At 68.9% G+C, this 20826-nt stretch carries 20 protein-coding genes and 1 riboswitch; of the genes, 6 read left to right on the forward strand and 14 right to left on the reverse strand.

Features of this window, described 5'->3' with window-relative positions; all coding sequences use genetic code 11:
• Positions 1–3: 3 nt before the first annotated feature.
• Together KIK09_RS09950 and KIK09_RS09955 are read right to left on the reverse strand one after the other, a co-directional pair.
• Positions 4–1128 (reverse strand): CU044_5270 family protein, encoded by a 1125-nt coding sequence (locus KIK09_RS09950; protein ID WP_214318441.1) that lies wholly within the window; start codon positions 1126–1128, stop codon positions 4–6.
• Complete coding sequence (locus KIK09_RS09955; protein WP_214318442.1) at positions 1125–1739, reverse strand: RNA polymerase sigma factor; 615 nt, start codon at positions 1737–1739, stop codon at positions 1125–1127. Before KIK09_RS09955 ends, KIK09_RS09950 begins: the two co-directional genes overlap by 4 nt.
• A gap of 418 nt (positions 1740–2157) precedes the next feature.
• Here KIK09_RS09955 and KIK09_RS59015 point away from each other — a divergent pair, with 418 nt between their 5' ends.
• Positions 2158–2280, forward strand: a complete 123-nt coding sequence (locus KIK09_RS59015) for a hypothetical protein (protein ID WP_275956074.1) — start codon at positions 2158–2160, stop codon at positions 2278–2280.
• 5 nt (positions 2281–2285) lie between these two features.
• Here KIK09_RS59015 and KIK09_RS09960 read toward each other — a convergent pair whose 3' ends face one another.
• A complete protein-coding gene (locus KIK09_RS09960) occupies positions 2286–2918 on the reverse strand; it encodes a hypothetical protein (protein WP_250572878.1) in 633 nt (210 codons plus the stop codon).
• A gap of 240 nt (positions 2919–3158) precedes the next feature.
• Here KIK09_RS09960 and KIK09_RS09965 point away from each other — a divergent pair, with 240 nt between their 5' ends.
• Complete coding sequence (locus KIK09_RS09965) at positions 3159–3911, forward strand: HhH-GPD family protein (protein ID WP_250573008.1); 753 nt, start codon at positions 3159–3161, stop codon at positions 3909–3911.
• A 189-nt stretch (positions 3912–4100) separates the two neighbouring features.
• Here the strand turns inward: KIK09_RS09965 and KIK09_RS09970 are convergent, their stop codons facing one another.
• Entirely contained in the window at positions 4101–4496 is a 396-nt protein-coding gene (locus KIK09_RS09970) for a nuclear transport factor 2 family protein (protein WP_214318445.1), read from the reverse strand.
• Positions 4497–4746: 250 nt separating this feature from the next.
• Between KIK09_RS09970 and KIK09_RS09975 the strand changes: the two genes are divergently transcribed.
• Positions 4747–5076 (forward strand): PadR family transcriptional regulator, encoded by a 330-nt coding sequence (locus KIK09_RS09975; protein ID WP_214318446.1) that lies wholly within the window; start codon positions 4747–4749, stop codon positions 5074–5076.
• Between the two features lie 31 nt (positions 5077–5107).
• On the opposite strand, the gene KIK09_RS09980 is transcribed toward KIK09_RS09975, so the two are convergent.
• Together KIK09_RS09980 and KIK09_RS09985 are read right to left on the reverse strand one after the other, a co-directional pair.
• Positions 5108–5548, reverse strand: coding sequence for a hypothetical protein (locus KIK09_RS09980; protein ID WP_214318447.1), 441 nt, complete (start codon positions 5546–5548; stop codon positions 5108–5110).
• 163 nt (positions 5549–5711) lie between these two features.
• Positions 5712–7199, reverse strand: a complete 1488-nt coding sequence (locus KIK09_RS09985; protein ID WP_214318448.1) for a DUF885 family protein — start codon at positions 7197–7199, stop codon at positions 5712–5714.
• Positions 7200–7459: 260 nt separating this feature from the next.
• On the opposite strand from KIK09_RS09985, the gene KIK09_RS09990 reads away from it, so the two are divergent.
• Positions 7460–8896 carry an aminotransferase-like domain-containing protein gene (locus tag KIK09_RS09990; RefSeq protein ID WP_214318449.1) on the forward strand — a complete coding sequence of 479 codons (1437 nt, stop codon included), beginning with the start codon at positions 7460–7462 and terminating at the stop codon, positions 8894–8896.
• A 328-nt stretch (positions 8897–9224) separates the two neighbouring features.
• Here KIK09_RS09990 and KIK09_RS09995 read toward each other — a convergent pair whose 3' ends face one another.
• The 6 genes from KIK09_RS09995 to KIK09_RS10020 all read right to left on the reverse strand — a co-directional run bounded on the left by KIK09_RS09995 (position 9225) and on the right by KIK09_RS10020 (position 16961).
• On the reverse strand, positions 9225–10160 hold the full coding sequence (locus tag KIK09_RS09995) for a TIM barrel protein (protein WP_214318450.1): 936 nt from the start codon (positions 10158–10160) through the stop codon (positions 9225–9227).
• A gap of 274 nt (positions 10161–10434) precedes the next feature.
• Positions 10435–12936 (reverse strand): ATP-dependent Clp protease ATP-binding subunit, encoded by a 2502-nt coding sequence (locus KIK09_RS10000; RefSeq protein ID WP_214318451.1) that lies wholly within the window; start codon positions 12934–12936, stop codon positions 10435–10437.
• Between the two features lie 673 nt (positions 12937–13609).
• Positions 13610–13942: a histone-like nucleoid-structuring protein Lsr2 gene (locus KIK09_RS10005; RefSeq protein ID WP_214318452.1), complete on the reverse strand. Its 333-nt coding sequence runs from the start codon at positions 13940–13942 to the stop codon at positions 13610–13612.
• A gap of 508 nt (positions 13943–14450) precedes the next feature.
• Entirely contained in the window at positions 14451–14945 is a 495-nt protein-coding gene (locus KIK09_RS10010) for an RDD family protein (RefSeq protein WP_214318453.1), read from the reverse strand.
• 98 nt (positions 14946–15043) lie between these two features.
• Positions 15044–16309 carry an RDD family protein gene (locus tag KIK09_RS59960; RefSeq protein WP_214318454.1) on the reverse strand — a complete coding sequence of 422 codons (1266 nt, stop codon included), beginning with the start codon at positions 16307–16309 and terminating at the stop codon, positions 15044–15046.
• 85 nt (positions 16310–16394) lie between these two features.
• Positions 16395–16961 (reverse strand): amino-acid N-acetyltransferase, encoded by a 567-nt coding sequence (locus KIK09_RS10020; RefSeq protein ID WP_214318455.1) that lies wholly within the window; start codon positions 16959–16961, stop codon positions 16395–16397.
• A gap of 277 nt (positions 16962–17238) precedes the next feature.
• Positions 17239–17388, forward strand: a riboswitch (cyclic di-AMP (ydaO/yuaA leader).
• A 5-nt stretch (positions 17389–17393) separates the two neighbouring features.
• On the opposite strand from KIK09_RS10020, the gene KIK09_RS59020 reads away from it, so the two are divergent.
• Complete coding sequence (locus tag KIK09_RS59020; protein ID WP_308164004.1) at positions 17394–18428, forward strand: C40 family peptidase; 1035 nt, start codon at positions 17394–17396, stop codon at positions 18426–18428.
• Between the two features lie 455 nt (positions 18429–18883).
• Here KIK09_RS59020 and KIK09_RS10030 read toward each other — a convergent pair whose 3' ends face one another.
• The gene (locus KIK09_RS10030) at positions 18884–19096 is read right to left on the reverse strand and encodes a LuxR C-terminal-related transcriptional regulator (protein ID WP_214318456.1); all 213 of its coding nucleotides are present in this window, start codon (positions 19094–19096) and stop codon (positions 18884–18886) included.
• Between the two features lie 303 nt (positions 19097–19399).
• On the opposite strand from KIK09_RS10030, the gene KIK09_RS10035 reads away from it, so the two are divergent.
• The gene (locus tag KIK09_RS10035) at positions 19400–20452 is read left to right on the forward strand and encodes a cytochrome P450 (RefSeq protein ID WP_250572879.1); all 1053 of its coding nucleotides are present in this window, start codon (positions 19400–19402) and stop codon (positions 20450–20452) included.
• On the opposite strand, the gene KIK09_RS10040 is transcribed toward KIK09_RS10035, so the two are convergent.
• Positions 20434–20823, reverse strand: coding sequence for a winged helix-turn-helix transcriptional regulator (locus KIK09_RS10040; RefSeq protein ID WP_250573010.1), 390 nt, complete (start codon positions 20821–20823; stop codon positions 20434–20436). The genes KIK09_RS10035 and KIK09_RS10040 overlap by 19 nt on opposite strands.
• Positions 20824–20826: the final 3 nt, after the last annotated feature.

The following is a 20826-nucleotide window of genomic DNA, read 5'->3' on the forward strand; positions in this document are numbered from 1 at the left end:
GCCTCAGTCAGGAAGGGTGGGCCTGGTGTCGTTCCAGCCCGAGTCCAAGATCAACCAGTAGTCCAGCATCCTGCCGGGAACCTGCCACTTCTCGCTGTTGGGCCCCTGTTCAAGCTGGATGTCACGGCTCCCCAGAGCCTTGCCGGTCCGCTGGTCGAAGAACACCTGACCCTGGATCCTCCCGCGGCCGTCGGCGCTCTCGTACGGAGCCGCGAGGCCGACCGCGGTGCGGCCGAGCGGATCCTTGACGATCCCCAGCCGCTGCACGCCGGGATAGTCGGTGATCAGGCGCATGAGACCGGCTCGCACCTTGGGCGGCACCGGCGTATCCGCGAGGACGAAGAAGACCTGGTCGAGCACGTCCTTCGGGCCGTCGCAGTGCCTCGGCGCTCCGGTCCGGCCCTCGTCGAGCTTGACCGAGCCCTCGCACAGGAGCTTGCGCAGCTCTTCGGGGTCGGTGGGAAAGTCTTGGAGCTCCTGGTAGCTGAACAGGCCGACGCCACCGATGCTGAACGTGCCGCCGCCCTGGTCGTTCGGATTGTCCACCTTCCAAGCATCCGACTTCGTCCTGACGGTCCTGGTCACTCCCGACGAGCGCACCGTCCAGCTCGGTGGGGAACCCGCCGCGCGCCAGGCGTCGACGTCGGCGCGGGTCTGGAGCTTCCCCGCGAGGTCACGGCCGTAGAAGGACTCGCCGTCGCCGCGGGTTCGTCCCGTCCACCTGAAGAACTCGCTGCGCTCCTCCACGACGTACCCGCCGGTGCCGCCGAGCGCGAGCGCCGCGAAGCCAGTGCGCTGGTGCGTGTACCAGTAGCGGCCCTGCTGCTGCAGGCCCGCCTGGGATGCGGCGGCCAGCATCATGCCGCGAGGTGACAGGGCGTCAGGGGTGGCCTCCACCCCTGTCCGCGGTCGCGTGGGGTCGTCGGTGGCCAGCGTCATACCCGCCGCCACGGCCGCTGCCGTGGCGGCGGCCACCAGGCCACCGAGCGGCAAACGCCACGCACGGCGAGAGCGCGGCCGTGCGGTGTCGTCCTGGCTCAACATCCGGCCGCGGGCGGCCGCCGCGGCCTCCTCGGAGGGCGGGGGCGGGTCGTCGTACACCCCACGCAGGAGATGCAGCTCGTTCATCGATGTGTCTCTTCCTCATCCAGCAGCGGATTCGTTCCACCCAGCGCCTTGCGCAGCTTCCCGCGAGCCCGGTTGAGCCGCGAGGACACCGTGCCGAAGGGCACGTCCAGCGCCTGCGCCACCTCCTCGTAGCTCAGCCCCGAGAGCGCCACCAGCAGCAACACGTCACGCTGGCCCGCGGGCAGGGCGGCGACGGCCCTGGCCAGCGCGCCTTTGACCCCTTGCGCGCTCACCTTCGCCGTCACCTCGTCCTCGTGGTCCCGCTCCTCCTCCGGATGCAGCCGACCCACGGTCCGAAGGAGGCGTACCTCATCGCGGCGGTATCGGCTGATGAGGTTGGTGGCGATGCCGTAGAGCCAGGGACGGGCACTGCGGTGGCTCAGGTCGTAGCGGCGACGCTGACGAAAGGCGAGGGCGAACGTCTCAGCGGAGACGTCATCGGCGGCGTGCGGGCCGAGCCGGCGGGAGACGTACCGGTGAATCTCCGTGTAGTGCGCGTCGAAGACGGCGCCGAAACGTTCGGGTTCGTCCCAGGACTGCTCGATCACCACGGCGTCGTCCTGCGACGGTGGGGCGACGTCCGGGGGGTCGGCCAGGTGTGGCTCATTCATTCATGTGACTCATTCATTCAAAGGCCCAGTGGTCGGCGGGACATCGGTCACCTGTTGTTGTCCGCAGACCGCCGCCGCCTTCCCCTGAATTCCGGCCGCGACTTTCGCCCACTCTTCCCGTACGGCAAGCCACCCCACCGCCACCCGCCGCACGTGGCCGGTCTCCGTCCAGGGAGACGCCACTCCAGCAGGACGTGGTCGGCCGCCGCTACGACGCCCCGCAGACGTTGCCCCGTGGCCAAGCCGGAATCGTGGCCAGGCAGCCTTTGGACACCACGCCGCCCACCTGTCCCGGCAGTACGTGCGCACGGTGACCCAGCTCGCGAGGTGGGGATCGTTTAGGTTGGTGATCGCCATCCTGGCGAGTGTGCCGTGACGTGAGCGCGGTTTTTCAAGTCGAGCCATCTGATGGGGACCCGTGACCTACGACCGGCACCGTCCTGGCTATGTCCGCCGACGGCTCGTCCGCGCGCTCGTCGGCTACACCGCCGCCCTCGTCGTCGCCGCGGTGGTGGTCGGCGTGTGGTGGCTGATGCGTTGAGCGGGTCAGCGTAGGTGGAAGACGCCCATGGGGGTCTTGAGCTTGCCCATGCGGACGACCGCCACGTAGGTGCCAGGCAGGGCGGCGCGGCGGTCGTCTGAGCAGTCGGTGCTCGAGCGGCGGCGGTCCCAGTCGACGGATCGGACGTAGGGGATGCCGCGCTGGAGCTGCTTGATGTCCGTGACGTTGCCGCTGACGCAGTCGGAGGTGGACCAGATGCGGTCCTTGCCCGAGGTGATGCGCATCTCCAGTGCCTGAGGGCCGACGTCGGCGGTGCACATGACCGAGCCCGTGTTGACCAGGGTGATCATGAAGGTGGGCTTGGCGCCCGCGGCGTAGACGTCCTGGCCGCCGCTCATGTTGAGCACCAGGTCACCGGGTTCGCAGGGCTCGCCGGGGCGCTTGGGCTTGGCGGCGGGGGCGGGGCTGGGCCTTGGCTTGGTGGGAGTCGGCGTGGGGGTGGGCGTCGGGCTGGGCGTACCCATCGCCAGCGTGCTCAGGCCCGCGAGGAGCGGATCGGCGGCGGATGCGGTGGGTGACGACTGGGCGCTGGAGGCCCGCTGCGGACCGCTGGACCCGCTGGAGCACGCCCAGGCCACCACGGCCACCACGACAAGCACCCCGACCAGCACGCTCATGCGACGCCGCCAGTAAACGTCGCCACCGTCGCCACGCATAGTATCCGGACCCATACGCACAGCATGGTAATTCGTTGGCCACGGACGGTGACGACACGCCGTCCTTGGGCATCTCGCAATACGCTGGGGCGCGTGGTTGAGCTACATGCCCCCATTCTGGAGTGGTACGAGGCCAACGCCCGAGACCTCCCCTGGCGTCACGCCGACGCCTCCCCTTGGGGCGTGCTCGTGAGCGAGATCATGCTCCAGCAGACCCCGGTCGTCCGCGTCCTGCCCATCTGGCACGAATGGATGGAACGCTGGCCCACCCCCAAGGCGCTGGCCGCCGAGCAGCCAGGCGAGGCCGTGCGCCACTGGGGCCGCCTCGGCTACCCGCGCCGCGCGCTGCGCCTGCACGCCTGCGCCAAGGCCATCACCGAGGAGCACGGCGGCGAGGTGCCCGCCGACCACGCCACGCTGCTCACGCTGCCGGGCATCGGCGAGTACACCGCCGCCGCGGTCGCGAGCTTCGCGTACGGCGGGCGGCACGCGGTCCTGGACACCAACGTCCGCCGCGTGCTGGCCAGAGTCGTTCGGGCCGAGGAGTACCCGCCGACTGCCACCTCGGCGGCCGAGCGGAAGCTGGCCGAGTCGCTGCTGCCCGCCCTGGGCGCGGCTCGCTGGGGCGTGGCGGTCATGGAGCTGGGCGCCCTGGTGTGTACGGCTCGCGCGCCCCGGTGCGCCGACTGCCCGGTCTCCGCGCAGTGCGCCTGGCGCCTGTCGGGCAAGCCGCCGGGCACGCCGCCGAAGGGCCAGACGTACGCGGGCACCGACCGCCAGTGCCGCGGCCGCCTCCTGGCGGTCCTGCGGGACGCCCACGGCCCGGTCCCCAAGGCCGCCCTGGACGCGGTCTGGGACGACGCCGTCCAGCGCGAACGCGCCCTGGACGGCCTCGTGACCGACGGTCTGGCCGAAGCCCTCGACGACGGCACCTACCGCCTCCCCCACGCCTAGCGCGGTGATCGATCAGGCATCGCCCATGCCGGACGAGTCGCGGATCGCCCGCACTTCGACCGCTGCGACGTGGAAGTCGACGACGCGTTCCGCGATCTCGCGTGATGGCGCCGGTGCGAGGCCGCAGCCATTGATGGCTGCGGCCTCGTGGTGGTGAGTCTCAGCGCGGCCGGTGGGCCGTGCGGCGGCTCACGGGGTCTTGCTGTAGCCGAGCGCCTCGATGATGCGTCCGTCGCGGATGTGCATGAGGTTGACGCCGGCCACGGAGGTGGACTGCGCGTGCGCGTCGCCGAACACCTCGTTCACCTGACCGTTCTGGAAGGTGACGTGCCACTTGATGACCGCCCGGTCCCCGAAGACGAAGACCTCGTCGGGGGCGAAGCTGGTGTTCCGATCGGCGGCGAGTTCCTGCCAGAAGGTCAGGCAGGCCTCCTGACCTTCGTACCGTTCGCCCTCGGGCGCCGGCTGGACGCTGACCATGACACAGTCGTCGGCGACCAGCCCGGCGAGCAGCGCCGGGTCGTGCTGGGTGAACGCATCGTTGAACTGGGCGATGACCTCGGCGGTCGTTCTGGTATCCGACATGGATTCTCCTTCTGTGAGGTGACGAACTCAGCGCAGGACGGTTCTGGCACCCCGGACCACCGGCGAGGCGAGGAGTACCGCGCCGGCTGGCCATGTCCATCAGTCCTTCGCTAAGAATATTAACGTTAAGTAGATGAACATTGAGATTATTCCTGAGAGAGGCGGCGCGCGAGCGTGGAGCTTGCGTCACCACTATTCAGTGATACTATGTACCAGTAATAAGCAACACTGAGTAGCTGAAGGGCGTTCCATGGGCAAGCAGTTGACGGAGATGCTCAAGGGCACGCTGGAGGGCGTCGTCCTCGCGATCCTTTCCGGCCGATCCGCCTACGGCTACGAGATCACGGCGTGGCTGCGGGATCGGGGCTTCTCCGACATCGCCGAAGGCACCATCTACGCGCTGCTGGTCAGGATGGAGCAGCGCGGCTTCGTCGACGTGGAGAAAGTCCCGTCGGAGAAGGGGCCGCCGCGCAAGGTGTACTCACTGAACGCTCAGGGACGGGAGCATCTCGACGAGTTCTGGAGGACCTGGAGCTTCCTCACGGAACGGCTCGAACAGCTCCGCGAAGGAGTCGACTAGCCATGGCCACAGAGCCGCCAGGCAGGGGGCTTCACTTCTTCTTGGGGAAGGCGGCGCTCAGGGCGGAGCCGCGGGTGATGACGGCGACGCCGATCAGGGCCAGGGCGGACAGGCCCTGGAGCACGGCGTACCACGCCGGGCAGAGGCCGGGGATCAGGTCGACGCCGATGATCGCGATCGGCATGATGGTGGACAGGGTGCGTACGCGGTCGAAAGCCTTGTACGACCCCTCCGAAGCGCGGACGGTCATCCGGTAGATCAGCGGGGCGACCGCGAGCAGGACTGCTCCCCTGACCCACATGAACGAGCTCGCCTCGTGGCCGGTGAACGCCATCACGGCCACCACCCCGAGGACGATGGCGCTGACGGCACCGAAGAGCACGATGTACTTCTTCACCGTGGTGAAGGACTCCTGGGTGCGGGCGTCGCCGAGGTGCGCCGTCGCGGTCGTGATGTCGTCGGCGTTCGCCATGATCTTTCTCCTCCGTGTCGTTGTGTTAGCGATGCTATGGAGCGCCTGGCCGGCCCAATATGGGTCTGGCCGTCCGGGTGGGTGGGGCTAGACCCACTCCTGTCTCGGCGGCCGTCCTCGGCCAGTGCAGGGCGAACACCGCGTAGCCGCGACTGCTCCGGGATCAGCCGCGCTCCAGTGCGGTGTCCAGCAGGCCGAGCGGGGGCGCGCCGAGGTCGAACAGCGCGGTGTGGAACCTGCGCAGCGAGAACGCGGCGCCCCAGCGCTCGCGCGCCTGGTCCCGCAGGTCGCGGATGGCCAGCTTGCCCCACGCGTACCCGCCGCAGAGCGGGTCGAGCAGCAGCCGGTGCACCGCCCTGGTGGCGGTGCGGCCCTCCAGGAACGCGTCCTCGGTGAACCGGCGCGTCGCGTCCGCCACCGACAGGTCCCCGCTGTGCAGCCCGATCAAGCAGATCAACCGGGTGATCCTGAGCAGCCCGTCCCTGGCCACCGCCACAGGGAACCCCGGGTCGGCCGACCGGAAGCCCTGTTCCAGCGCCAGTTCCTCGGTGTAGTGCGCCCAGCCCTCGGTGAACGCGTCGGACAGCCAGGTACGGCGCACCGGCGAGGCCACCCGTCGCAACGCCCTGCCGTGCGAGAAGTGGCCGGGAGCCACCTCGTGCACGGCGATCACCGGCAGGAACGACCGCGCGTACAGCGACAGCCACTGCTCGCGGTCCCGCTCCGGCCAGTCAGGTCCGGGCGGGGTGACGTAGAACCGGCTCGGCGCGTCCGGCTCCCCCGGCGCGGCGGGCACCATCGCCGCCACCTGCCACGGCTGGGACGGCGGTGTCGGCTCGACCACGCACTCGCCGTCGTCGTAGGGCACCAGTCCCTGCTCGGCCGTCCACGCGATCACCTCGGCGACCAGTGCGGCAGCCTCGCCGAGCACCTGGTCCGGGGTGGGCCGGTCGGCCAGCAGCGCCCGCACGGTCCGCTCGCTCGGCGCCTCCGGGTCGATCCGGCGGCAGGACTCGTCGAGCAGCTGCCGCAACCGCTTCCGTTCCAGCTCCGCCTGGGTGACCAGGTCGGCGAGGTTCACGTCCAGGGCCTCGGTGGCCGACAGCAGCGCGGTCAACGCGGATGCGCCCAGCGCGGCGGCAGGCTCGCCGTGCTCCGCCGCGTGTTCCAGGTGTGCCACCAGCCGGTCCAGCGCGCCCAGCGCGGCCGGGTCCTGCACCCCGGTGGCCAGCCCGCGCGCCGCGGGCAGCGCGGCGGTGGCGACCGGGGCAGGCACCCGGTCCAGCGCGGTCACCGCCGCGTCCACCGCGTCCGGCCAGGCCGCCAGGTGCGCCCGCCGTGCCTCGGCCCGCGCGGCCTCGGCGGCGTACTCGCGGTCGTAACAGGTCAGCTCCAGGTTGGCGATGTGCCACAGCGGGTTGGACCGGTGCAGTTCCAGCTCGCCGAACGACACCCGCAGCGTGTGCTCGGCGGCCAGCGCCAGCGCCTCGTCGTGCCGATCCGGGTAGCCGGGCCCGCCCAGCGCGGCCAGCCCGGCGCGCACCCCGGACGGGGACAGGTCCTGCGGCGTCCCGTCGTACTCGTGCCTGCCCGCCCGTTCCCGGGCGCTCGGCACGGACAGGTCGCAGATCGCCTTCAGCCGGTAGTCCATGCGGCAAGCCTGGGCGATGGGGCTGCGGTCCCAACCGTCCACTTTCCGCCAATGTGGACCGTTTTCCGAGCGACGAGGGCCGGAGGCTTCTTGTCGTGCTCGGGCGTTCCCTCGCTGTCTGCCGCGGCGAGGACGGGCGGGTCACAGATCGCTGCCACGCGCAGGGGCACGGATTCGCGGTGGAGGTCATGCCGTTAGTCTCGGGCGGCAGCGGCTCGTACACCCGTGCCCATGGAGGGAAAGTGGACCGGCATCGCGGGATGTCCGAACCATCCGAACTGATCGACCTGCTGGGCGAGTGGAGTTCGGCCGAGGGGCCGCTGTACCGGCGGCTCACCGAAGCGTTCGTCCGAGCCGTGCGGTCCGGGGACCTGTGTACCGGTGACCGCCTGCCGTCCGAGCGGCGGCTCGCCGACGCCCTGTCGGTCAGCCGGGCGACGGTGGTCGCCGTCTACGACGCGCTGCGCGGATCGGGCCTGGTCGAGACCCGTCGGGGCAGTGGCACGCGGGTGTCGGGAGCAGCCGTCGTTCACCGGGTCCCGGGGGACGGACGGGTTCAGGGAGGCCAGGCCACCGCGGTGATCCAGCGGCTGGTGGCACAGCCGCCGAACCTCATCTCGCTGGGGCAGGCGGCCGAGGCGGGCGGTCCTGATCTGGCCCAGGCGCTGCTCGACCTGATCCGCGAGGACCTGCCCGGGCTGATCCGCGACGCGGGCTACCACCCGGCCGGACTCCCCGCGCTGCGGGCGGCGATCGCCGCCCACCACACGGCGCACGGACTGCCGACCACGTCCGACCAGGTGCTGGTGACCACCGGTGCGACGCAGGCCGTCTCCCTGAGCGCCCAGCTCTATCTCGGACGCGGGTCGACCACGATCGTGGAGTCCCCCGGGTGGCCGGGCTGCCTGGACGTCCTCAGAGCGGCAGGCTCACAGCTGGTCGGCGTCGAGCTCGACTCCGACGGCATCCGGATCGACCGGCTCGCCGCCGCGCTCGCCGAACACCGGCCCGCGCTGCTCTACGTCATGCCGACCTACCACAACCCCACCGGCATCCTGATGTCCGCCGGACGTCGTCGCCGAGTGGCCGAGCTCGCCGCGGAACACGGCGTCACCCTCCTGGAGGACAGCGCCCACGCGGCGGCTCTCGCCCCCGGGCAGGCTCCGCCGCCGATCGCCGCGCATCCTGCCGGAGGAACCGTGCTGACGGTGGGTTCGCTGACCAAGGCGGTGTGGGGCGGCCTGCGGATCGGCTGGATCCGCGCGCCGCAGGACGCCGTGGCACGCCTGGCCCGCATCAAGGCGCTCAACGACCTCGGCAGCCCGCTCCTCGACCAAGCCCTCGCCGCCCGGCTGCTCCCCGAGCTCCCGGCCCTCGCACCCGGACGGGACCGCATCCGCCGTGAGCGGCTCGCCGCCATCACCCGGCTGCTGGCCGAGCAGCTTCCGGACTGGCGCTGGCAGGAGCCACAGGGAGGCTCCGTTCTGTGGATCCGGCTTCCCCCGGGCACCGACGCCCGGATCTACGCGCAGGTGGCGCTACGCCACGGTGTGGAGGTCATCCCGGGCGCCACGATGGATCCGACCGGCGCCCACGACAACTACCTCCGCCTCCCCTGCTCCTTTGCCCCGGACACCTCGGCAGAACTGGTCAGCCGCCTCTCTACGGCCTGGGCCGCACTGCCCCGTGGCCGCTGAGACAGTCGCCGACCGGTCGCGTGGGGTCAAAGCCCCGCCTCACAGCCGACATCCTCGACGACGGCGCCTACCGTCTCCGCTCCCGGAGCACGCCTGGGACCGGGCAGATGGTCTGCGGCGGAGTCGTGGCGGCGCGGACGCCCCGGAGGGACGACCAAGACCGGGTAGGCGGTCTGCGGCGGAGTCGTGGCGGCGGGCAACCCCCGTCACCGGAGGAGCGTCTCCCTGGACAGAGGGCGGCCGAAGTGCGGCGACTGGCGGTCGCGCGGCCTGCCGTAATGTCCGGGAGACTTGCGGTCCCGCGGCCTGCCGTAACGTCCGGGAGAGGTCAGGCGGCGAGCTGCAGGCCCAGGCTGGTGAGGCTGGTGCGGGCCCAGTCGAGCTCCGCGGCGAGGAGGGAGACCAGCGCCCCGGGGCCCTTGGCGCGGCCGGGGACGGACAGGTTGTGGGTCTCGACCTCGACGTGGGCGGTGCCGTTGACCGCGCCCGAGAGCATGGCCGTGAGCGTGTCGTGCAGCACGGCGCCCGTGCTGGGCGTCTCGTGGTTGTGCAGGTGGCCGAGCTTGACCACGGGCGCGCCCGCCGCGGCCAGCCCGCGCAGCGCGGCGCCGGGCTCCTCGGAGGAGCCGCAGGCCAGGTGGCAGGCGTCCAGGCACACGCCGAGGTGCTCGGAGTCGATGCCGCACACCCGCTCAAGCGCCTGCTCGGTGGTCTCGAGCACGCAGCCGGGCCACGGCTCGAAGCCCACCCGGATGGTCTTGCCGGTGACGCTGTAGATGCCGCGCAGCTCCCTGGCCAGCCGCTCGAGCCGCTTGGTGGCGATGGCGTGCAGGTCGGAGGGCCAGTCACGGCGCCACCCGATCGGAATGGTGGAGATGCTCCCGAACCGGACGTCGTCCGGCAGCAGGAACGCCAGGATCTTGGCCAGCGCCATCGTGTACCGGTACCGCTCGGGCTTGGCCCAGTCGGGACCCGGCACGTCGAGGTTGCGCCCGCCGGTGCCGTTCAGGCTGACGACCTCGAGCCCGCGCTCCTCCAGCGAGCGGCGCAGCCGTACCAGCTCGATGCGGTCGGCGATCAGGTGGTCGGCCACGCTCGGGGCCAGCCACAGGCCGATGCCCATCCGCTCGACGCCCAGCCGCTTGCGCACCGGCACCGCGTACCGGGTCAGGTGGGCGATCAGGTTCTCCAGGTCCTCCGCGGGATGAACGCCGGCGTTGTAGGCGAGATGAACGAGCGTTCCGTCCTCGTGACGCAGGCGCATCGGTGTCCTCCACGGCTTGCACTGGTGTCGTCCGCCCGAGCATGCCTGCTCCTTGGGGGCGTACGCGTCCGCCCTGAGTTGATTCCTCAGTACTCCCCGAGGAGCAGCCTCAGCCTAGAGGCGCGATCTTGCGACTCACTTGGACGAGACTTGGCGAACTAAGCTCTACGCAGTGTAGTACTACTCGCGGTGGAGTACACCATCACCCAGAAAATTCCTCTGGGCAAGCAGAAACCCCCGGATGCCATGCATCCGGGGGTTCCTGGTGGACCGGTTAGTTCTGGACCGGCGCCGCGATCGCGGCGGCCGAGTCGGGAACCTTGGTCGCGGTCTCGCCGACGAAGATGAACTTCGCGGCGTCGCCTTCGCCCTCGATCGTCACCTTGACGACCTGGCCGGGGCGCAGCTCGCCGTACAGGATCTTCTCCGACAGCGAGTCCTCCAGCTCGCGCTGGATGGTACGGCGCAGCGGCCGCGCGCCCATGACCGGGTCGTAACCGCGGTCGGCCAGCAGCTGCTTGGCCTCGGGCGAGACGTCCAGACCCATGTCGCGGTCCTTCAGCCGAGCGCCCACCTGGGCGAGCATCAGATCGACGATCTGGATGATCTCCTTCGGCGTGAGCTGGTGGAAGACCACGACGTCGTCGACGCGGTTGAGGAACTCGGGACGGAAGTGCTGCTTGAGCTCCTCCGAGACCTTCGACTTCATCCGGTCGTAGTTGGATTCGGCGTCGTTGTTCTTCGCGAACCCGACCCCGATGCCCTTGGAGATGTCACGGGTGCCGAGGTTGGTGGTCATGATGATGACCGTGTTCTTGAAGTCGACCACGCGGCCCTGGGCGTCGGTCAGGCGACCGTCTTCCAGGATCTGCAGCAGCGAGTTGAAGATGTCCGGGTGGGCCTTCTCGATCTCGTCGAAGAGGACCACGGAGAACGGCTTGCGCCGCACCTTCTCCGTCAGCTGGCCGCCCTCCTCGTAGCCGACGTAGCCGGGAGGCGAGCCGAACAGCCGGGAGACGGTGTGCTTCTCCATGAACTCGGACATGTCCAGGCTGATGAGGGCGTCCTCGTCGCCGAACAGGAACTCCGCCAGCGCCTTGGACAGCTCGGTCTTACCGACGCCGGACGGGCCGGCGAAGATGAACGAGCCGCCGGGACGGCGCGGGTCCTTCAGGCCGGCGCGGGTACGCCGGATGGACCGCGACAGGCCCTTGATGGCGTCGTCCTGGCCGATGATCCGCTTGTGGAGCTCGTCCTCCATGCGGAGCAGGCGCTGCGACTCCTCCTCGGTCAGCTTGAAGACGGGGATGCCGGTGGCGGTGGCCAGGACCTCGGCGATGAGCTCCTCGGTGACCTCGGCCACGACGTCCATGTCGCCGGCCTTCCACTCCTTCTCCCTGCGCTCGCGCTTGAGCTGCAGCTGCTTCTCCTGGTCGCGGAGGGCGGCTGCCTTCTCGAAGTCCTGCGCGTCGATCGCGGACTCCTTGTCGCGGCGCACGTTGGCGATCTTCTCGTCGTACTCGCGCAGGTCCGGCGGAGCGGTCATCCTGCGGATGCGCATCCGGGAACCGGCCTCGTCGATGAGGTCGATCGCCTTGTCGGGCAGGTAGCGGTCGCTGATGTAGCGGTCGGCCAGCTGGGCCGCCGCGACCAGCGCGCCGTCGGTGATGGAGACGCGGTGGTGCGCCTCGTAGCGGTCGCGCAGACCCTTGAGGATCTCGATCGTGTGGCTGAGTGAGGGCTCGGCCACCTGGATCGGCTGGAAGCGGCGCTCCAGCGCGGCGTCCTTCTCCAGGTACTTGCGGTACTCGTCGAGCGTGGTCGCGCCGATCGTCTGCAGCTCGCCGCGCGCCAGCATGGGCTTGAGGATGCTGGCGGCGTCGATCGCGCCCTCGGCGGCACCCGCTCCGACCAGCGTGTGCAGCTCGTCGATGAACAGGATGATGTCGCCGCGGGTGCGGATCTCCTTGAGCACCTTCTTCAGGCGCTCTTCGAAGTCGCCGCGGTAGCGGGAGCCGGCGACCAGGGCGCCGAGGTCAAGCGTGTAGAGCTGCTTGTCCTTCAGCGTCTCGGGCACCTCGCCCCTGACGATCTTCTGCGACAGGCCCTCGACGACGGCGGTCTTGCCGACGCCGGGCTCGCCGATCAGCACCGGGTTGTTCTTGGTCCTCCGGGAGAGGACCTGCATGACCCGCTCGATCTCCTTCTCGCGGCCGATGACCGGATCCAGCTTGCCCTCGCGGGCTGCCTGGGTCAGGTTGCGGCCGAACTGGTCGAGCACCAGGGAGGTAGACGGGGCCGTCTCCTGGGGACCGCCGGCCGCGGCCGGCTCCTTGCCCTGGTAGCCGTGGAGCAACTGGATGACCTGCTGCCGGACACGGTTGAGATCAGCTCCAAGCTTGACCAGCACCTGGGCGGCCACACCCTCACCCTCGCGGATGAGACCGAGCAGGATGTGCTCGGTGCCGATGTAGTTGTGACCCAGCTGCAAAGCCTCACGGAGCGACAGCTCAAGAACCTTCTTGGCCCGCGGGGTGAACGGAATGTGCCCCGACGGAGCCGACTGTCCCTGGCCGATGATCTCCTCGACCTGCTGACGCACACCCTCAAGGCTGATGCCGAGGCTCTCCAGAGCCTTGGCCGCCACGCCTTCACCCTCATGGATCAAGCCAAGAAGAATGTGCTCAGTGCCGATGTAGTTGTGGTTGAGCATCCTGGCCTCTTCTTGGGCCAAGACGACAACCCGCCTCGCTCGGTCGGTGAACCTCTCGAACATCTCGTCGCTCCTCACAGAGCGGTCAGTCAGGCCGGTAAATCCGGTCCCGTCCTCCCGCATGCTAGCCCTGGCTCGGCGAACCGTGCCCACTGCCGCTGACACGCTCTATAGCAGAGACGTTCCCCGAGAGCAGGGCGTTCACCCTCCATCCAACTACCGTTCGGGGGTGACGTGTTCCCGATACGCCGCAAGCGAACGATGTTTAGAACGCTCTGCCGGAAGCGGCGGGAATTAGCCGACGCGGATCAACACGGATCGACCATCGGAGCGCGCAGAGGAGTCAACCTCTGCCACACCTCCCGGATGCCGCTTCCACTAAACATCCTATGGGCCGAGTCAAAGAGCGCCAACCGAGCGTGCGGCCGAGCGGTGGGAAGCCCGTGCCCGTAGGGGATCGCGCGATGTTGCCGACAGGCTGTCGCCAAAATTTCGGCATCCGGTCAGGCCGGTTACCAGTCTGGGAGCGGGCCCACGGGAAATCTTTCGCCGTGGGCCCTGTCACACAAAAACCGCGCGCCCCTGGACGAGTATGGGACGCGCGGGAAAAATGTCCGCGTTTGGGGAGATCGGTGCGTCCAGCATTTGAGAAGCGCACCAATGATCATGCGCTTATGGCGTCCGCCGGGGTTCTAGGCGGGCGGCATAAGCGCATGGTCGCCACATGATGACGGCGTCAGTGGGCCGCCTCGTACTTCTCCACCACGGTGGAGGCGATACGACCGCGCTCGCTGACCGGCAGGCCGTGCGCCTTGGCCCACTGCCTGATCTCCGAGCTCTTCTCCCGGCTCATCGACCGCTGACCACCGCGCCGGCTGCGACGGGCGGAGACGGCGCCCGACTTGCGGCCGTGCTGCACGAAAGGCGACAGCGCGTCCCTCAGCTTCTTGGCGTTAAGGTCGCTGAGGTCAATCTCATAGGAGGAGCCGTCAATAGCGAAGCTGACCGTCTCGTTGGCCTCGCCCCCATCGAGGTCATCGATGAGAATCTCCTGGATCTGCTTGGCCATCTACGCATTCCCTTCGGAGTATTGCTTCATTCGCCTGGACAAACATATACCCGGAAAGGCCTTGAGACAATTCAACGCAACGGAGATTCGCTGAGCGGCGGCTCAGTTGTGCTTGCCCGACAGCCCCCGACCGTTTGGCCCCCGCCCCAGGGACTCCTCGCCGACCGGCTTGTTTACGCCAATGGCAACGCCGCGGCGGCCATCATGGGCGCCGACAAAACGTCCGTAAGACCTTGCATTCGTTCCTCGACTCCACTGGCGCGGGGGTTTCGGGGAGCTTTATGCGCATGTAACGCGACGCTGCGCCAGCCGAGCCGGACGGGCTCGCTGTCCATGCGGTGTTACCACCCGCAACCGAACCATAGCGGTGCGGCGACGATGCCGACACGCCGGGGGCACCAACCTCCGGGGGCTCCGGATGTCCCACAGCCTAATGCCAGTCTCTCCAGCACCCTTACCGGATCATCAGAAAACTTTGCGAAAATCCGTCTTCGCAGGTACAGGCGCCTCAGCGGAGATCTTTGATCACCCGTGTTCCCGCCACACGGTCATCCAGCCCGCGCTGGAACGGCTTGTCGATCAAGATACGCAGGCCGTTGTAGAACACGAAGATTCCCACCAGCAGATTCACCACGGGAATGCCCATGGCCATGGCGGGACCCGGATAGACCAGCGCCCGTTTCAGCAGCGCACCCGAGCGAAGCTCATCATCGACGGGCACCACCCGAATCCGCATGATCGCCTGTCCGAAGGTCCGGCCGCGAGTGGAATGCGCGATCCAGTCATAGCCGGTATATGCCATCCCGGCGAGCAGCCATGCGAAGACACCGGACAGCCGGGCGCCGACGGTCTCCATCACCCCGACAGTTCGGAAGAGAGCCCACAGCGCGATGAACAGAATGTAATAGAGGACGCCGAACACGAGCGCTTCAATGAGGCGTGCCGCGAGGCGTTCCCACCATTCGGCGGGCACCGCGTCCGGCCACCGTGGCATCCCGGCCATGGCCCACCTCGCTCGATCGGGTGCCTCTTATCTTGCCGACCCGGCCGCACACAAAACAGAGGCCGGCGCGGCGCCGGCCTCTGATTTGCGCGGAAACCCTACTTGACCTTCACGACCACCGTGCTGACGAGCTTGTCGGCGAAGGTCTGCTGCATCGGCTTGTCCCACAGCTGGGAGGCGCCCTGCAGGCCCACCGCCGCCCAGGCGAGCAGCCACCCGAGGAACGGGACGACGCTGAGGAGGTAGCCACCCCACGTCACGGCCGCCCGCTTGAGGGCCACGTCGTTGGGAAGACCGCCGAGCGGCACGGGACCGCCCACCTGGGCGATCTTGATGCCCATGACCATCTTGCCCAGCGTCTGAGCCTTCATCTTGGTGAGGAAGAACTCGTAGCCGATGTAGAGAGCAGTCATGATGATCGTCGTGATGAGCCCCACCGCGAAGGCGCTCATGCCGCCGCTCATGGTGCCCGTGCGCCAGTCGTAGCTGGCCAGCAGCATGGCGGTGAAGATGGCGCCGATGATCAGGCCGACGACGAAGAAGATGACGATGTCGATGATCCTGGCCACCAGGCGCTGCCACCACTCGGCCAGCGGCGCGGGCGCGCCGGGCGGCTGGACGCCGACCGGCTGGCCGTAACCCGGCTGACCGTAGGCGGGCTGGCCGTAACCCTGCTGGGGCTGGCCGTAACCCGGGGCGCTGTACTGCTGCTGACCCGGCTGGGCATAGCCGGGCTGGCCGTACTGCTGCTGTCCATAGCCCGGCTGATCGCCGTAGCCCGGCTGGGACTGCGGCTGCTGACCGTACTGCGGCTGCTGACCGTAACCCGGCTGGTCACCGTAGCCGGGCTGCGACTGCGGCTGCTGACCGTAGCCGGGCTGGTCACCATAACCGGGCTGCGGCTGCTGGCCGTACTGCGGGCCCGAGGGCTGCTGGCCGTACTGCGGCTGCTGCCCGTAGCCCGGCTGCGACTGCGGCTCCTGCCCGTACTGCGGCTGGGAGGGCGGCTGCTGGCCGTACTGCTGGGGCTGGGACTGCGGCTGCTGACCGTACTGGGGCTGCTGCTGGCCGTACTGAGGCTGCTGCTGCCCGTAGGCGGGCTGCTGGCCGTACTGCGGTTGCTGGCCGTACTGCTGCTGCTGGCCGTACTGGGGCTGCTGCCCGTACTGCTGCTGCTGGCCATATCCGGGCTGCTGCCCGTAACCGGGCTGCTGGTTGTAGTCGTCGGCCCGGTAACCCACGACCGTCACGTCCGGGTCGGGCTCGCCTTGGGGCCGGCCCGCGTTCTGCTGGCCGTATTCGGGAGTCCCGGCAGCATTCTCGCCGGAATCGTCCTGTGGATACGGCGGCTGTCCGGTGCTCACCGTGTCACCTCGCTTCGAGTGCGCATGTGGCACATGCCTGTGTGGCCCAACGTATCGGCATAGGTATCAACAATCATCTTTCCCATTAGTCAAGGACCGAGTCACCAGGTGTCAAGTGGAGCAGCATCCGGGTGTTGCCCAGGGTGTTCGGCTTGACGTGTTCCAGATCAAGGAACTCGGCCACCCCCTCGTCATATGAGGCAAGCAGTTCTGCGTAGACCTCGGGCGAGACCGGAGTGCCCTGGATCGGACGGAAACCATGTCGGGCGAAGAAGTCGATCTCGAATGTCAGGCAGAAAACCCTGCGCAGACCGAGCTCCTTCGCGGTGTGGATCAAGGCCGAGACGATTTTGTGACCGATTCCCAGCCCGCGGAATTCCGGATCGACCGCCACCGTGCGGATCTCGGCGAGGTCCTCCCAGAGCACGTGCAGCGCACCGCAACCGACGATCTGCCCGCCACGCTCGGCCACCCAGAACTCCTGCACGTCCTCGTACAGGGTCACGGTGGCCTTCTCCAGCAGGCGGGGACCGGCGCCGGCGTAGGTGTCGACGAGTCGCCTGACCATCCTGACGTCAGGCGTGCGGGCGCGCCGCACGACCACCTCTGTGACATCGGCGTCAGTGACTGTCAGCTCCGCGGCCTGTTCCATGGGCCTTCAGCCTACCGATCCCATTACGGCTCATCCCTAACTCTTCCGGATACGACTAGTCGTCACGTGTTGTGGTCATACGACCACGATCAGCCTTTCAACCTGGAATCCCATCAGGCGCGGTCAAAGCTGGGGCAAACAGGACGTAAAGTCGATCTCGCACGGCTGTCCGCGTGATCCCCTCGTGACCCTCTGGTTGTGAAACCTCTACGGACTTGGCAGTTCTGGTTGAGCACGAACCGCAGGTGCACTAGTGTCCACCGTCGATGTCACCCTTCTGGGTGATGCGCCGAATCCCCGCAAGGGGAGCCGGGGACCCACCGGTGGCCGCGCGCCACCACCGGGGTGAATCCGAGCACCGCCGCTCGGTAGGGCTGCTCCGGCCCGAACCCGTCAGCTAACCCGGTAGGCGCCGCAGAAAGGAGCTGGTTGGTGAAGCGCACGCGCGACCGCGGGGGAAAGCAGGCGGGCAACGCCCGCCCTCCGGAACGTCTCGCCCGCAGGCTCGCCGTCGTCGGCACCACCCTCACGGCCTTAGTCCTGGCCCTGCCTCTGACCTCAGCCGCCGCCGAACCCAAGCCCTCGCTGAAGCAGCTGTCGGCCCAGGTCCAGGCGATGCACACGCAGATCGAGACGCTGACCGAGCAGTTCAACGGGCAGCGCGAGCGACTGAAGACCGCCAAGAAGTCGGTCGAGATCGCCAAGAAGACGCTCGCCGACAGCGAGACCCAGCTCGAGACCAAGCGCGCGGCCGCCTCCCAGCTCGCCACCAACGAGTACATCTCCGGCGGCCTCGGCCAGGCCCTGGCCTTCGCCCAGTCCACCGACCCCAACACCTTCCTCGACCGGGCGGCCACCACCTACGCCATCGAAGAGCAGCAGGGCGCCGCGGTCAGCCAGATCACCGACGCGATGGAGACCGCCAAGCGCGCCCGCGACAGCGCCAACACCCGCATCGCCGAGGTGCAGAAGCTCGTCAGCGACCTGTCCGACAAGCGCGACAGGATCAGCAAGCTGGTCACCAAGGTCGAGAGCAACCTCTACAAGCGCGCCATCGGCGAGGCCGGCCGCCCCGGCACCCGCGCGGTCAAGGTCAACCTGCCCGTCGTCGGCGTGGGCAAGGCCGCCGCGGCGGCCCGCTGGGCGCTCACCCAGCAGCTCAAGCCGTACGTCTGGGGCGCCGCGGGCCCGAGCTCCTACGACTGCTCCGGCCTGGTCATGGCCGCCTACCAGACGGTCGGCATCTCGCTGCCGCACTACACGGGCGACCAGTGGACGGCCGGGCGGCACATCTCCCGCGAGGAGCTCCAGCCGGGCGACCTGGTCTTCTTCTACAGCGACCTGCACCATGTCGGCATCTACATCGGCGGCGGCATGATGGTCCACGCACCCCAGACGGGCGACGTCGTCCGCATCGCCCCCCTCGGCAACCGCCCGTTCGCGGGCGCGGTCCGCATCGCCGACTGACTCTCTCCTTCAGCGTCCCGCCGCACGACTTTCTCGTACGGCGGGACTGCTTGCGTATGGCGGGGCTCCTTGTGGCTGCTCGTGTACGGCGGGACTGCATGTGTACGGCGAGCCTCCGAACCCGGGTGCGTGGGAACCCTGGGATCCGGGTGCGTGGGAACGGTGGGATCCGCATGGGGGCTTCGGAGGTCTGGGGTTTCCCTGGCGCCGGGTCGGCGGGGTGGAGGGCGGCGCTCTGTGCGGCGGGGAGTTGGGGGCCGGGGTGCCACGATCATGGGCGCCGTGGCGGCGGGAAAGTGGCCTCGACTCGCCGGAAGCGCCGGGCGCGGGTCGTCAGCGCACGACGGCGGGCGGCGGGTGGCGGCGGCTCGCCGTACAGGAAGGGCTCGCCGTACGCGGAGAGCTCGCCGTACGCGGAGAGCTCGCCGTGCGGGTTTGGAACGTGACAATGGGGGTCAGATCAATTGGCGGCGGCATGCCCAGGCGACGGCCTCGATGGCGGTGGCCACGCCGATGCGGTCGCAGATGCAGCGGAGGCGGCGGCGGACCGTGCGGCCGCTGATGTCGAGGCGACGGCCCACCCTGTCGACCGTGACTCCTGTGGCGAGCTCCGCGAGGAGCTCGAGATCCGCATGGGTCAGCTCAACGCCTTCGGCGAGCACATCCATCGGGAGTCCTCTCAACCCCAGAACTCGAGACCGAGCGAACCGCTCGTCTCGCAGAAGGTAAACGGATACGGGAAAGGCCGTCAAGCACGGAATTCGGCCCACTTGACGATCTCTATTGACATGATCATTTGTATATGAACTACTCCGCATATGCCGCGAGACTCAATGATCGAAAACAACGATCCATACAGCGCTCCGCGGCCGGAGATGACCCCCGCCGACGTGCTGGGATTCGATCCGTTCGCCCCGGACTTCCTCACCAATCCATATACGAAATATCGGGAAATGCGTGATCATGGGGCATTGTTCCGGACTCGGGCTGGGTTACTGGTGGCGACCTCCTACGAGCACTGCTCGGCGTTGCTGCGCGACCCGCGCTTCGGGCACGGATCCGACCCGCTCGGCAAGGGGGATCCGAGCCGCCCGGTCGAGTCGTTCCTGCTGATGGACCCGCCGGATCACACCCGGCTGCGGTCGCTGGTCAGCAGGGCGTTCACGCCGCGCATGGTGGAGCGGCTGCGGCCCAGGATCGAGGCGATCACCGCCGAGCTGATCGAGGGGCTGCCCCGCGAGGCCGAGCTGGTGTCGGGGTTCGCCTACCCGCTGCCCGTGCTGGTGATCACGGAGATGCTGGGCGTCCCCGCCGAGGACCACGACGTGTTCCGCGGGTGGAGCGAGACGCTCGCGCGCAGCCTGGACCCGATGCTGACAAGCGAGCTGACGGACGAGACCGAGCGGGCCAGGCTCGAGTTCCGCGACTACTTCCGCGCCCTGATCGCCGAGCGGCGCGAGCGGCCCGGCGAGGATCTGCTGAGCGCGCTGGCCCAGGTCGAGGAGCTGACCGAGGCCGAGCTGCTGGCCACCTGCGTGCTGCTGCTCGTGGCCGGCCACGAGACGACTGTCAACCTGATCGCCAACGGCGTACTCAACCTGGCCAGGCACGGCGCGCTCGAGCAGGCCGCGATCCGGCCCAAGCAGGTCGTCGAGGAGGTGCTGCGGTACGACCCGCCGGTCCAGCTGACGCTGCGCTTCGCGCTGGAGGACGCGGAGCTGGGCGACACCGCGACGCCAGCGGGCACGCCGGTGCTGGCGCTGATCGGCGCGGCCAACAGGGATCCGGCGGTCTTCCCCGATCCTGACCGTTTCGACCTCGACCGCGAGCCGAGCAGGCATCTGGCGTTCGGGCTCGGGATCCACTTCTGCCTGGGGGCGACGCTGGCGCGGCTCGAGGGTGAGATCGCGCTGCGGGCCCTGGCTCTGGCGGCTCCCGGGCTGGAGCTGGCCGAGGCGGCCCCGCCGTACAAGGAGAACCTGGTGTTGCGCGGGCTGGCCGCGCTTCACGCGCGGCTGTCGTAGCGCTCCCTGGCGGTCTCGACGTCGGAGATGTGCTCCTCGGCCCAGGACTTGATGGCCGCGACCAGCGGCAGCAGGCTCTTGCCCAGGGCGGTGAGCTCGTAGTCGACCCTGACGGGCACGCTCGCCGTGATCGTGCGCTCGACCAGGCCGTCGCGCTCCAGGCCGCGCAGGGTCTGGGTGAGCATCTTCTGGCTGACCCCGGCGATGGTCCTGGCCAGGTCGCTGTAGCGGAGCGCGCCGCCGGCCAGGGCGCTGAGGATGAGGGTGACCCACTTGTCGCTGAGCGTGGTGAGCAGTTTCCTGGAGGGGCACTGGGCGATGTAGGCGTCGTAGGCCTGCTTGGCCTCGACGCGGCGCTCGGCCGCGGTCATCGT

The sequence above is a fragment of the Nonomuraea sediminis genome, assembly GCF_018531495.1.
GTDB classification, from domain to species: Bacteria; Actinomycetota; Actinomycetes; order Streptosporangiales; family Streptosporangiaceae; genus Nonomuraea; species Nonomuraea sediminis.